The sequence below is a fragment of the Halomonas sp. HL-93 genome (assembly GCF_900086985.1).
Taxonomy (GTDB): Bacteria; Pseudomonadota; Gammaproteobacteria; order Pseudomonadales; family Halomonadaceae; genus Vreelandella.
On the sequence record NZ_LT593974.1, the window covers coordinates 3,462,620 to 3,475,445 of the forward strand.

A 12,826-nucleotide genomic window follows, 5' to 3' on the forward strand; every position below is an offset into this window, starting at 1 on the left:
TACTATCAGCAATTAAAGAAAAACACTAAGCATAAAAAACTGCATGCATCATCATTCACCTTATTAAAATTATTGACAAGGAAGGTAACGCAAGCATCAAAATAAATCAGCCATCTAGCAGAATTGCATACCACAAAAACTCAACCTTCTGTTTTATATGCTTTTATTTTAATAAATAATAATAGTTGCAGTTTATAGAAAAACACCTAATATTAATTATTGCATAATAATTTTAAAATCAACTCAAAAATGACTACCAAAAAATAATTTATCTTCAAATATTTAAAAGGAGGGCTTTAAAATGGACGCACTATCTCCTTCAAATAGAAAAAAAGAGAATGCATATTACCATTCCGGCACATCCATCATAGAAGATTTAAATAACTTAACTCAACCTTCATTTATCTTAAATAAAAGAAATATTTTAATACATCAAGGCCGTCCTTTTCAAGGTTTATACGTAGTCCATTGCGGCACATTAAAACAATTGGATTATAGGAAAAAGGGTGAAGAAACACTTACTCATTTTTTCCTACCCGGTGATATAATTGGACTGGATGCTATCGAAGATGGATTTTATAGCGGAAGTGTCACTGCTATTGAAACATCGGGCCTGCTACCTATACCTTTTAGCTGTATTGAGGAGTTACTCAACACTCACTCTCAACACATACGATTGTTGCGCTGCTTAAGTAAAGCTATTCGCTACGCTCACACCCGAATGTGGCAAATAGTAAACCAGCCATCAGATGCAAGGTTGGCCTTTTTTGTCATTGATATGTCATGTCACTTTCAAGCCCGGGGCTATTCGCCATACTGTTTCAGACTAGCGATGTCGAGGCGAGAAATTGCTGCTTATCTATGTATGGCGTTAGAGACGCTCAGCCGCCTCATCAGTCGATTTCAACAGCAAGGTATTCTGTCAGCACGCGGCCATGAATACTGCATATTAAATCCAGAAGGCTTAGCCGCGATTGCTGAACGACTCAAGTAAAACTAAAGCTGAATTATAGGTCATGCTACACACTGCTTATTAAAAAAAATCCCAAAGAAAACACTGTGTTTAAATAAGATCAAACTCGATTAGCCTTTTTCCTTGGCGTACCATAAAGGAAAGCACACTTGCCACAACTGCCCCTAACAAGGCTAACGCCATATCCTTCTGCGCATCCCATATATCCCCCTGGGCACCTAAATACGCTTGTCCCAACTCACTTGAAAGCATAATTGCCGCTAACCACTCAACAAGCTCATAAAGCGCCGCATGGGAAAGAATAATCATTACGGGCACAACTCGGTTAAGGAAGGAGGCGATAAGAAAGTGGCGTTTCATGAGTTCTGTTATCAGCGGCAACAACAGCAACCCGCACAGGAAATGAACCCACCGGTCATACTGATTACGATCAAAACCAAGACAGTGATCCAGCGAATAACCGAATAAAGTTTGCCACCATAGGTCGTAAGGGACTTTCGAATAGGTGTAATGGGCACCAACGGTGTGAAACATCAAGAAGGCAAACACGCCTCCCCACGCCCACCGAGAGACACCACCCCGATACCAGAACCTGGCCAGCACGGGCATTACTGCAAGTACCAGCAAATTTTCCAATAAACCAGTCCTGACGAGAAACGGGATTCATAGCCAACCAAGTCCAGAAAATTACAAAACCGACAAACATAAAAACGGGATAGCGGTCATATTTTTCCGCGCCTTGGCCGTCAGGTTGCCTCATCCTCCACACACGGTTATCTCCATTGTCTCTTCTAATGGCTTAACCACTCGCCACGCCTTAGTACTACTTTTTCAACCTCAAGTACCACCATCATCAAAATACCTACCCCAATGAGTAGTAACCCATCCACCCAAGCAAGTGGCCGGCTATCAAATAGATCGTTCATAACCGGCAGGTAGGTAAAGGCACACTGGGCAACGACCACTATTGCAACTGCTATCAACACGGCCGGGGTTCCAAAAACACCGCGCCAATTAAAGGATGTCGTATGCAGGTAGCGTACGCTGAAGAGATAAAAAATGGCCATTACCACGATCAAATTAACCACCATGGTACGTGCCATGGCCAACTCATCTCCCCTATCCAATACGTAAAAGAAAACACCCAGCACTGCCACCAAAAACAGGCACGACACAAAAATCACCCGCCAGACCAGAAAAGAGGTAAGTAAGCTTTGTTGAGTGGGCCTGGGCGGACGGCGCATGACATTCGGCTCTGCGGGCTCAAAAGCAAGGGCTAACCCAAGCGTGGCTGCTGTCACTAAATTGACCCACAGAATCTGAACCGCCGACATCGGCATTGCGAAGTTAAACAGTATCGCCGCAATAACCGCCAACACTTCACCGCCATTGGTGGGTAGTGTCCATGCCACTACTTTACGGATATTGTCATAGACCACTCGTCCTTCATTCACAGCGGCAACGATAGAGGCAAAGTTATCGTCGAGCAGCACCATCTGCGATGCTTCCTTTGCGGCATCGGTACCCTTGTGCCCCATGCCGATACCGACATCGGCCTGCTTCAATGAAGGCGCGTCATTGACGCCATCCCCGGTCATCGCAACGGTGGCACCCGTCGATTGCAGTGCTCTGACAATGCGCAACTTATGCTCGGGATTGGTTCTCGCAAACACACTCGTTTCGAGAACAATACTGGGTAGCTCACTATCCTGCATGTCATCAAGTTCACGCCCAGTTAGCACACTTGGCGTCTCACCTAGCCCTAACTGTTGGGCAATGGCTGCCGCCGTGGCACCGTGATCCCCCGTGATCATTTTGACGTCAATCCCAGCGGAGTGGCACTCCGCAATAGCGGCAATTGCCTCCTCGCGGGGCGGATCTATAAATCCCACCAAACCTGCGAACACCAAACCATTTTCGAGATCAGTGAAACTCAACTTTTCCACGCTGGGGGATACTGTCTTGGTAGCAAAGCCGAGCACGCGCTGGCCCTGAGATGCCGCTTGCGCTATTCGCGCCGTCCATTTGTCCCGCTCAATCGGTACTTCACTTTGACCCACGACCTGAGTAGTAGCGAGCTGTAAGAGTTCATCAGGCGCGCCTTTAACGAATATGCGATATTCCCCCTCAACATGGCGATTCAGCGTCGCCATGAACTTATGTTTAGCATCAAACGGTATTTCATCAATTCGCGACCAATCCTGATGCACGCACTCGGAGTCAAGGCCTGCCTTGATGGCTAAAACCAACAAGGCTCCTTCCATCGGATCACCGATCACATGCCAGCCCGTATCGGCATGGCTTAACTGGGCATCATTGCAAAGCAGCCCAGTCAGGATCAATGCCTCGCTGCTGAGCCGAATTGCGTCCTCTGCGTCCTCTCCCTCTGGCTGCGTTTCCAGCTTTCCTTCAGGAATGTAGCCTGTACCGGTCACCGTGATCAGACCCTGGGAAACGTCTAACCGACGCGCTGTCATTTCGTTGCGCGTCAGTGTGCCCGTCTTGTCAGAGCAGATAACGGTGGTTGAGCCTAGTGTTTCCACGGCAGGCAACTGCCTAATGACGGCGTTACGACGCGCCATACGCTGAACACCGATGGCAAGCGTGATGGTAATGACCGCAGGTAAGCCTTCAGGAATAGCCGCCACTGCTAAAGCGACTACCGCAATGAGGGCATCAGACCAGGCATAGCCACGCACTAGTACCGCAAAGGTAAAGAGACAGACGGTTACCGCCAGCGTGACCCAGGTAAAATACGTGCCAAAGCGGTTAATCTGGCGCAGCAGTGGTGTTGTCAACGACTGGACGTCACGTAACAGTGTACTGATACGTCCAATCTCGGTCTCGCTCCCCGTGGCGACGACCACCCCTTTCGCTTGCCCGGTCGCCACTAGCGTGCCCGAATATGCCATACAATGGCGATCACCAAGGGCTGCCTCTTGCAAGGCAGGCGCTTCCTGTTTTTCGGCAGCCACCGACTCACCTGTCAAAATGGCTTCTTCGATCCTCAATGCACTGGCGCGTATCAATCGCATATCAGCTGGTACTCGATCCCCAGCTTCCAGTAACACAATATCGCCAGGGACAATGTCACTGGCCAGCACCTTGATACGCTGCCCTTCGCGCATTATGTGGGCCTGCGGTGCAATCAAATCACGAATCGCATTCAACGACTTTTCCGCTTTACCCTCTTGTACGAAGCCAACGATGGCATTGACAAGCACTACCGCAACAATCACCACCGCATCAACGAAATGTCCTAGCAGCAAAGCAGCCAGGGCTGCCGCTAGCAGAAAATAGATCAGAGCGTTGTGAAATTGGACAAGAAATCGAAACAGCGGATGGCGCCCGTCTACTACCGGTAATTGATTGTGCCCGTAGATAACCAAGCGGCTAGCCGCTTCTTCTGCCGTTAAACCAGTAGGCGATGAATTCAATGCCGACAGAACATCATCGCTGTGCAGGGCATGGACGTCGGCGAGCTGTGATTGAATCGGCGCATCAGTGTGCCGTGCGGCAGACGGTCTATTCATACCGGTTCCTTGCAGTCGTTCGATATCGCTACGCGACGGGTTCTCATTACAGATCAAGTACAACGGTGACGCTGTCTGCCTGATGCTCCGTTGGCAGCACCATGAACCCCAGCTCTTTTACCATCTTGAGCATGGGATGATTCTCGCGCAGCACATCAGCAAATACCTGCTTAATCGCGTTATGGCGAGCATAATCAATAATCTGCTGCATCAGGCTATAACCAAGGCCGGTTCCTTTCGTATCGCTACGAACCATGACCGCAAACTCCGCTCTTTCTTTATCAGGATCGGCAGCCAGACGCACCACCCCCACTATCTCGTCGCTGCCCGACGGCATCGCGACAAAGGCCATTTCCCGGTCGTAATCTATCTGGGTTAGTCGCGCCGCAAAGGCATGGTCGAACTTCTTGATGGCCGCAAAAAAACGGAGCCGGACATCACTGGGAGAGGATTGGCCAAGCATGTTGACCAGTGCCGCTTCGTCTTCGGGACGTATTGGCCGCAAGGAATAGACTTGGCCACTGCGAGTCGCGATTGATTGCTCAAGCTGCTTGGGATAAGGGCGGATAGCCAGTGGCTGACGTTGATGATGGCCGGCTCTAATTACGATGCGCGCATCCAAAGCCATCACACCCGATGCATCAGCCAGCAGCGGATTAATATCAAGTTCGACGACACGATCCAAATCGCTGATCAGTTGCGACAGTTTTAGGAGTGTGAGCGTAATCGCTTCCAAGTCAGCTGCTGGGCGATCACGATAGCCGTGTAGAAGACGCGATATGCGTGTCGAGCGGATCATATCTTGCGCCAGCAGTGAGTTGAGTGGGGGTAAGCCAATAACACGGTCGCCAATGACTTCAACGGCTTTACCACCCTGCCCAAACAGAATGATGGGACCGAAAACAGTGTCTTCAGCGATACCCAAAATAAGTTCATGCGCCCCTGGGCGGCGAATCATCGGCTGCACATTGAAACCATCGACCTGCGCCGTGGGAGCCGCCTGACCAACTGCATCCAGCATGCTCTCGGCTGCACGATAAACGGCGTCAGGCGAGGCCAAATTTAATTGCACGCCCCCGACATCCGACTTGTGTGAGATATCGCGTGACAGAATTTTTAACACGACCGGGAAACCCAACTGCTGCGCTGCGCGACTGGCTTCCTCAGGTGTGCGCGCCACCATGGCCGGCGCCATCGGTATGCCATAGGCAGCCAAGACGGCTGATGCCTCGGGCTCCGTCAGTACACTGCGGTCGTCTTCAATGACGCGATCGATAATAGCGTTCGCGCTGGCCATATCGACGTTAATGAGATCGGAAACGGCCGCGGGCGTCTCCATAAGGGCCCTTTGATTACGCGAGTAGCTGTAAAGGTGCCAGAAGGCCCGAATGGCCTGCTCTGGCGTGTCGTACGAGGGGACATGCTTCTCAGTAAACAGTCGTCGAGCCTTAGCGGGCGCTCCTTCGCCCAACCAACAAGTCAATACGGGGAGCCGTCGCTTTTCGAGTATCGTCATCACCGCTTCGGCGGCATCAAGGCTATCGGCAACCGCCACTGGGCAGTTAATAATAAAGAGAGCATCGGCTCGGTGTTCATCAAGCAGCACGTCAAGCGCGCCTACATAGCGTTGACCCGACGCATCGCCAAGAATATCGACGGGATTAGCGTGTGACCAAGCCTTGGGCAACAATGTATCCAAACGGGTCAGGGTCGTACTTGAAAGCTCGGCCAAGTGGCCGCCAACATCGGCTAGTTCATCCACAGCTAATACCCCGACCCCGCCACCGTTGGTGAGTATAGCCAGACGATCACCCTTCACGCGGATTCCGGTAGCAAGTGTCCCTGCCGCCTGAAATAGCTCATCCAGGGTTTTGACCCGAAGCATTCCCGCGCGCTTGAAGGCTGCGTCGTAGACCGTATCGGAACCTGCCAGGGCCCCCGTATGCGAAAGCGCCGCCTTGGCACCCGCATTACTGCGGCCTGCTTTAACAACAACGACTGGCTTGTTGCGTGAGGCCATGCGCGCCGCCGACAGGAATTTACGTGCGTCGATAATGGCCTCGACGTAAAGAAGGATGGAACGCGTTTTGGGATCAAGCGCTAGAAAATCGAGGACATCGCCAAAATCGACATCGCTCATCGCACCTAGAGAAATAACATAGGAAAAGCCGATACCGCGTGCTGATGCCCAGTCAAGAATCGATGTTGCAACGGCGCCCGATTGAGTTACGAAAGCGACATCACCCTTCTGGGGTGTGAGGTGGGCGAAGCTCGCATTTATACCATTGTGGGGAGCCAAAATACCCAAACAGTTAGGCCCAACAATGCGCATTAGATAGGGGCGTGCCGCCTCCAGCATTGCCTGCTGAAGTGCCTGACCATCCGCCTGCTCTCCTTCACCAAAGCCCGCGGTGATAACCACCGCAGCGCGACAGCCCCGCTCGCCAAGTTCCTTTATCAACCCCGGAACGGACTCCGGCGGAGTCGCGATGATTGCCAAATCGGGGGACAGTGGCAAATCGCTAACAGAACGGTAATTTAAGGTTGAGCAAATGGCACGCTCATGGGGGTTGACGGTGAGCACTGGGCCCATAAACCCAGCACTGAGAAGATTACGCGCCAGCACCGCGCCCACCGACCTAGGCCGGTTGCTAGCACCAATTAGCGCAATTGTAGCAGGAGCGAACAGTGCATCTAAATTACGAATCGACATCTAACATCTCCGGCCAGCGTTCGATTTCGGGACGCCTCACATCGTTCGTAACGTCACTCCAACCATGCCCGTTACTGCTTATACAGACTTTGAGCAAAAAATAACGCAGGCTAAGTCATTGTAAGACATACTCTGTTTATTTAACTTTCAATTAGCAGCATAAACATTGACCTGGGACATAAAACAAGTGACTAGCGTATAAGCCAAGTAGAAAATATACACCTATACTTTGTACTGCTCACTGGGAGGCAATGAAATGACCACAATACAAAAACCCCACGAAAAGTCTGTGAACGCTTCTAACTATGATAGCGTATTTATATGGTGGTACCAGCCTTGGATGGCGACCAGTAGTTCGGCTGTCAAGGCACAGTATATTTGGTTTGACATGTTGAACGACACCATGCGCCACGAACTTGAGTTTTTTGCAGCCATGGCCGAGTCCTCTAGAACGCTGACAAGCTGCATGCTAGGCCATGAAGGCCTCAATACACCGTCATCGTTGGCTTCCTGCTACCAAAAAGTAACGAGTGATATGACGAAAGCCACCGTAAAACGCATGCAAAAAGTATCTGAGTTAAATGACGAACTTAAAGAGCGTATTTGGTGCGAAATGTAAAGAAATCAAAAAAATCATGTAACAAACCCTATAGAAGACAATAATACAATGCCAGTCGAAACCATTAATCAAGTATTAGAAATGACTCGCCTATTACACGATAACTTAGCTAATAAATTAGGAAAAGCTGCTTCTTATCAACAAAAAGAAAAGGTACATATGCTACTTGATTATCTTTCGCTACATGAAAGAGAGTTATCTCGGACTTTGAAACTAAGTAAGAACGATGCACAAGCAGCGGCCATCAATACATGGTGTATAGACTATTTTGACAAGCATACTTTTGCATTAGAAGACGTTGATTATGTCAACATGACTTTCTCAGAAATCATGCGATCTATCGTGACAATACATAACAATATCATTGACCTGTATCGCTATTTGGCGTTGCGCACAGAGGCTGTAGAGGCGAAAGCGCTGCTGAACAACATCCTCTTCCTTGAACAACACGAAGCAATGCGCATCGTTCGCGATGCAGAAGAGCTTGAAGACCTTTAGCATTCTGGCTAAGGACGCTCACTCTGTTTCATTATGATTGAGGGCGCACATGATGATCGTGAATGACAGAAGAACACAACTTGAGAAGCTCCGAGAAGAAATACTTGAGCGTATCCAACGTTACGACATGCATCAACACCATACTCATGGCGCCTTGGATAAAGATCTGGAAGAGCAGGCGCTAGAAATTCAAAGTGATGATGTCGTCGACCTTTTGGATAACGAAGCACGTGCAGAGCTGGTAAAAATCGACAAAGCCATGACGCGTATTGACGCCAAGATAGGAGATTACTGTGAGATATGTGGCGAACTGATCGAAGTACATCGCCTCAACGCCTTACCTTATGCAACACGATGCAGTAAGTGCGCTACTTCCTAGACATCGTTATCGTTATTTCACACTATCAGTATTGGAGCCAAAAGATCCGCATTCGATACGGTTACGGCCGTTTCGCTTGGCATTCAACAACAAATGATCGGCACGACTAATCGCATCGTCGATGGACTGATCACTCGGCTCAAGCGTAGCAATGCCAAGACTAACAGTAAGGTTGGCAGCTTTCAGATTGTTACTCAGTCGGTTTGCAATCGCCTTGGCGCTCTGAATATCGGTATCGGGTAATATAATAATGAATTCATCGCCACCATAGCGCCCGACCAAATCCCAATCTCGCACCGTAGAGCGCATCAGATGTGCAACAGTTTTCAGCATATCGTCGCCCGCAGCATGTCCCTGTTCATCGTTGACAGACTTAAAATGGTCGATGTCCAGCATCATAAGGCAGAGCGATAATCCATAGCGGGTCACTCGCTTAAACTCAGCATTAGCCAAATCGATAAGGTGGCGACGATTATAGGTTTCAGTTAAGCCGTCATGGGTGGCCAAATAAGTCAATTGTAGATTCGTTGCCATTAATTCAGCGGTGCGCTCTAGAACGCATCGCTCCACTTCTTGTTCGGAGTATTTGGCAACCTGAGCATAATTGATCGTATTAGCGTTTAAGACAATACAGTGCAGATGCCTAATTACTTTACTCTGGTTTATGATGGGAAGTAGAAGAACCTGCAAGTTGCGCTGGTAACTATCTCCGTCAATGTAGCCACCCGTCACTTCGTATTGAATTGGTAGCCCTTCCTCTACACATTGGGCGCAGCGCATAACCAACTCTCCACCCAATGGGGGTGGTAACAAACAGCTGAGAGGTTTACCCACACTTATTACTTCATTTCCTAGGCAAGCTTTCTGCAGCGGATATATTTTTTCAATAACAAAATCATCCTTCTCTACAATACCAACAATTATCACCTGCGCAGGACAATGATCCCACAGACTGTTGGCTACTGACTTCGCATTACTATCAAAATAGCTAAACAAACCCGGGTCATAATTTATTGAAGAAATCATGAACGTAACCACCTCGGCATGACAGCATTTACTTTTAAATGCTGCCTTCTTTTTATACCGCGATTGATAAATCAGAAACACCCACACCCCACTGAAGGCGACATTCCTGAAGTATACGATATTCTTTTTCTTTCTGGGCTACGAAGGCAAAAAAGATATTGTGCAGCTCAGGTATCGCATTGGTTTCTAGCAGCCAGCCAAAAAAATCGCATGACACTTTGGCAGCTTCTTCAGCCATGATGAGAACTTGATGTCCCATGGATTTATCTATTATAAAAAAATGCTGGCTATTGTTATTAATCAGGGGCCTTTCCACCAGCTTGTCAAGATTACTAACGCAAGCACCGAGCTCCATTTTCTGTGCCACTTCTTGCAAACTGCAAAGGCGGTGCACGCACTCCAAGCCGATAGCGTTCATCAACCCGCTGACAGATGAATCAAAGGGTAGAAAGGTCAGAGCTAGCCACCGGTATCGATTTAGCTCTATGGTTTCATGGGAGTGTGTCAAAAGGATTTGCTCTTGGGGTAAAAACGTAAGCGCTGTAAGATCGTTCATGGGACTTCCCTCTCTATAACGCGCACTTTATGGAATGTAAAAAGGCATCATAGAGGGGATTAAAGTTTAGCTTCCATGACTTCCATCAACTTTTATGTTGCAATTAAAAAACACAGCAACAGAGGCATCACAAAACCAATTAAATAGCATTAAGACTAATATTTTAATGTCTTACTCGCTGATCATATGACTGGAGTCGTCGGTTTAGTTACTATCTGATCAACAAAAGATTTTATTAAAGCCCAGCAGCACGCAATCGATCTTTGAGGCGCTGATTTTCCTCGATCAGGTCAGTCGCCAATGCGGCCAGTTCGGGTGCAGCCTCAAAATCGCGCTCCAACTGATACATTCGCCTGGCTCGGGTCAAGTCATGACTGGTGAAGCGCCAACTCGCTACATAGGGCGATCCGTCGGCCAATAGGCCACTTTCAATGCGTTCGATAATCCAGTTGGTTTCCACCGAGCAGGCACGCGCCAACTCGTCGAGGGTCAGGGTCGCCTCGTCTACCAGATCACCGCTGGTAATAGCCCGATGTACCATTGCCTAGCCTCCCTTCCGTTGGCGCGGATTGAAAGCCAGTTCCCGCGCCATGGTTTCATAGAGCGCCCGTGCCTTGTCAGTATCGGCCGGGGGCAGCACTACCTCTAACCCCACATAAAGATCACCTGGCTCAGGCCCGGGAATACCGCGGCCTTTTAAGCGTAACCGGCGCCCAGTTTGGGAGCCTGCAGGCACTTTCACTTTCACTTTCACCACTCCAGACGGCGTGGGAGTCTCAATGTGGGCCCCCAAAGCAGCCTCCCAGGGTGTAACCGGTACTGTTTGATGTATATCCCGTCCTTCAATCCGATAACGTGGGTTAGGTGTAAAATGGATCTCAAGAAACAAATCTCCCGCAGGTCCACCGCCGATACCAGGGCCACCTTGACCCGAGAGTCGGATATGTTGGCCCGCTTTAACCCCCTTTGGTATCCGCACATTGAGCGTATGTTCTTTAGAACTGACGTGACCTTGTGCATCGATCTGCGGCCCATGCAGCATGATTGAACGAGTAGCGCCGAGATAGGCATCTTCGAGATCAATAATAACTTTGGCGTGACGATCGTCGCCGCGCATCTGGTAGCCGCGCCTTCCTCCCCTTTGCTGGGCGCCTTGGCCGAAGAGGCTGGCAAAGAAGTCACTGAATTCACCGAGGTCGGCCTCCTCAAAGCCACGCCCGCTGTACTCAAAACCTGCATCCCAGTCCGGCGGTGGCTGAAAGTTCTGACCAGAATGATACTGCTGAGCCAGTTGGTCATAGGCAAGACGTTTCTCGGGATCAGACAGCACTGACTTGGCCTCATTGATTTCCTGCATCCGCAGCTCAGCATCCGGCTCTTTGCTGACATCAGGATGAAACTTGCGGGCCAGCTTGCGGTAGGCCTTCTTAATCTCCTCGGCCGTTGCGGTTTTTACTACGCCGAGCACCTGATAGTAATCCTTAAATTCCACGTTAAGAGCCTCCGGTCGTCGGAATAGGCTCCAGGCAATGATCTGCCAAGTATCCCGTGTAACAAGCAGTTAATAGCTAAAGAATAGTCGACGACCACTTTGTACGCCTGGAGGAAAGGTGCCTATCGATAGATTTGCCTAAACACTCGGTAGTCGCAGAGTAAAACCGACGCAGTGTGACGTGTTTGTTGACCTATAAATTACGTCGCGACGTACGAGAGTGGCTGACAAATTGGTATAACACAGTTTTCCAGCGTTGATAGCACTTCCAGCGGGTCACATAGTTAAGTGACCACCCCAAACAAGCGCCCTATGGCAAATGTTAAAACCATTGCCAATGCCCCCCAGAACATGACTCGCACTGCCGCTTTGATCATTGGTGCACCACCTGCACGCGCTGCAATGGCTCCCAAAAAAGCTAGAAAACATAACGAAAAGAGGGACACCTGCACGATAAGCTGTGACGACGGGGCCCACCAAGCCACCAGCAAAGGCAAGAGCGCACCAGTGGTAAAAGTTGCAGCTGATGATAATGCAGCCTGAACTGGGCGCGCTTGACTGGTTGTAGTGATGCCGATTTCATCTCTGGCATGCGCACCCAAGGCATCATGATTCATAAGTTGTTCGGAGACTATTTTTGCAACCTCAGGGGCGACGCCACGTGCTTCGTAAATAGCGGCAAGTTCTTCCTTCTCAAAATCGTAATGCTCCACCAATGCTTTCCGTTCAATATCCAGATCGGCGAGCTCAGTGTCGGCTTGCGAGCTAACGGATACATACTCCCCCGCCGCCATTGACATTGCACCTGCGACTAATCCCGCCACGCCCGCTAACATGATATCGCTTTGAGCTGTATTCGCTGCTGCAACGCCCAGTATTAGACTGCTCGTGGAAACAATCCCATCGTTCGCACCCAGAACTGCAGCACGTAGCCAACCGGCACGATGAGACCGGTGGTGCTCTTTATGTAGCATGTGCTTACCCCCGGCGAGCTTTTTTCAAAGCGTGATACGAAGATAGCATTCACGCTAATACAG

The 12,826-nt window shown here is 49.5% G+C and carries 12 protein-coding genes; 4 read left to right on the forward strand and 8 right to left on the reverse strand.

The annotated features are described in order from the left end of the window. The first annotated feature begins 301 nt into the window (after positions 1-301). Positions 302-994: a helix-turn-helix domain-containing protein gene (locus tag GA0071314_RS16030; protein ID WP_074397568.1), complete on the forward strand. Its 693-nt coding sequence runs from the start codon at positions 302-304 to the stop codon at positions 992-994. Between the two features lie 69 nt (positions 995-1,063). Here GA0071314_RS16030 and GA0071314_RS16035 read toward each other — a convergent pair whose 3' ends face one another. The 3 genes from GA0071314_RS16035 to GA0071314_RS16045 form a co-directional block, all read right to left on the reverse strand. Further along, positions 1,064-1,609, reverse strand: coding sequence for a DUF2238 domain-containing protein (locus GA0071314_RS16035; RefSeq protein WP_231896470.1), 546 nt, complete (start codon positions 1,607-1,609; stop codon positions 1,064-1,066). Positions 1,610-1,764: 155 nt separating this feature from the next. After that, entirely contained in the window at positions 1,765-4,506 is a 2,742-nt protein-coding gene (locus tag GA0071314_RS16040) for an HAD-IC family P-type ATPase (protein WP_074397569.1), read from the reverse strand. A gap of 46 nt (positions 4,507-4,552) precedes the next feature. Next, the gene (locus tag GA0071314_RS16045; RefSeq protein ID WP_074397570.1) at positions 4,553-7,219 is read right to left on the reverse strand and encodes a bifunctional acetate--CoA ligase family protein/GNAT family N-acetyltransferase; all 2,667 of its coding nucleotides are present in this window, start codon (positions 7,217-7,219) and stop codon (positions 4,553-4,555) included. Positions 7,220-7,475: 256 nt separating this feature from the next. On the opposite strand from GA0071314_RS16045, the gene GA0071314_RS16050 reads away from it, so the two are divergent. Genes GA0071314_RS16050 through GA0071314_RS16060 form a run of 3 tightly spaced genes read left to right on the forward strand, consistent with a single transcriptional unit; the run spans position 7,476 to position 8,715 of the window. After that, complete coding sequence (locus GA0071314_RS16050; RefSeq protein WP_074397571.1) at positions 7,476-7,838, forward strand: hypothetical protein; 363 nt, start codon at positions 7,476-7,478, stop codon at positions 7,836-7,838. A gap of 48 nt (positions 7,839-7,886) precedes the next feature. Next, positions 7,887-8,336 carry a hypothetical protein gene (locus tag GA0071314_RS16055; protein WP_074397572.1) on the forward strand — a complete coding sequence of 150 codons (450 nt, stop codon included), beginning with the start codon at positions 7,887-7,889 and terminating at the stop codon, positions 8,334-8,336. 49 nt (positions 8,337-8,385) lie between these two features. Beyond that, complete coding sequence (locus GA0071314_RS16060; protein WP_231896471.1) at positions 8,386-8,715, forward strand: TraR/DksA family transcriptional regulator; 330 nt, start codon at positions 8,386-8,388, stop codon at positions 8,713-8,715. A gap of 12 nt (positions 8,716-8,727) precedes the next feature. Here GA0071314_RS16060 and GA0071314_RS16065 read toward each other — a convergent pair whose 3' ends face one another. The 5 genes from GA0071314_RS16065 to GA0071314_RS16085 form a co-directional block, all read right to left on the reverse strand. After that, positions 8,728-9,741 carry a GGDEF domain-containing protein gene (locus GA0071314_RS16065; protein WP_082934280.1) on the reverse strand — a complete coding sequence of 338 codons (1,014 nt, stop codon included), beginning with the start codon at positions 9,739-9,741 and terminating at the stop codon, positions 8,728-8,730. 52 nt (positions 9,742-9,793) lie between these two features. Next, positions 9,794-10,297, reverse strand: a complete 504-nt coding sequence (locus GA0071314_RS16070) for a hypothetical protein (RefSeq protein WP_074397574.1) — start codon at positions 10,295-10,297, stop codon at positions 9,794-9,796. A 235-nt stretch (positions 10,298-10,532) separates the two neighbouring features. Further along, positions 10,533-10,838 carry a chaperone modulator CbpM gene (locus GA0071314_RS16075; RefSeq protein ID WP_074397575.1) on the reverse strand — a complete coding sequence of 102 codons (306 nt, stop codon included), beginning with the start codon at positions 10,836-10,838 and terminating at the stop codon, positions 10,533-10,535. 3 nt (positions 10,839-10,841) lie between these two features. Beyond that, entirely contained in the window at positions 10,842-11,789 is a 948-nt protein-coding gene (locus GA0071314_RS16080) for a DnaJ C-terminal domain-containing protein (protein ID WP_074397576.1), read from the reverse strand. A 284-nt stretch (positions 11,790-12,073) separates the two neighbouring features. Beyond that, positions 12,074-12,763, reverse strand: a complete 690-nt coding sequence (locus GA0071314_RS16085; RefSeq protein WP_074397577.1) for a VIT1/CCC1 transporter family protein — start codon at positions 12,761-12,763, stop codon at positions 12,074-12,076. Positions 12,764-12,826 lie beyond the last annotated feature (63 nt).

Bases quoted from the DNA above. Each gene is read 5' to 3' on its own strand.
- GA0071314_RS16065 (WP_082934280.1), bottom strand. From the start codon at position 9,741: ATGATTTCTTCAATAAATTATGACCCGGGTTTGTTTAGCTATTTTGAT.
- GA0071314_RS16040 (WP_074397569.1), bottom strand. From the start codon at position 4,506: ATGAATAGACCGTCTGCCGCACGGCACACTGATGCGCCGATTCAATCA.
- GA0071314_RS16030 (WP_074397568.1), top strand. From the start codon at position 302: ATGGACGCACTATCTCCTTCAAATAGAAAAAAAGAGAATGCATATTAC.
- GA0071314_RS16070 (WP_074397574.1), bottom strand. From the start codon at position 10,297: ATGAACGATCTTACAGCGCTTACGTTTTTACCCCAAGAGCAAATCCTT.
- GA0071314_RS16060 (WP_231896471.1), top strand. From the start codon at position 8,386: ATGATGATCGTGAATGACAGAAGAACACAACTTGAGAAGCTCCGAGAA.
- GA0071314_RS16085 (WP_074397577.1), bottom strand. From the start codon at position 12,763: ATGCTACATAAAGAGCACCACCGGTCTCATCGTGCCGGTTGGCTACGT.
- GA0071314_RS16075 (WP_074397575.1), bottom strand. From the start codon at position 10,838: ATGGTACATCGGGCTATTACCAGCGGTGATCTGGTAGACGAGGCGACC.
- GA0071314_RS16045 (WP_074397570.1), bottom strand. From the start codon at position 7,219: ATGTCGATTCGTAATTTAGATGCACTGTTCGCTCCTGCTACAATTGCG.
- GA0071314_RS16055 (WP_074397572.1), top strand. From the start codon at position 7,887: ATGCCAGTCGAAACCATTAATCAAGTATTAGAAATGACTCGCCTATTA.
- GA0071314_RS16050 (WP_074397571.1), top strand. From the start codon at position 7,476: ATGACCACAATACAAAAACCCCACGAAAAGTCTGTGAACGCTTCTAAC.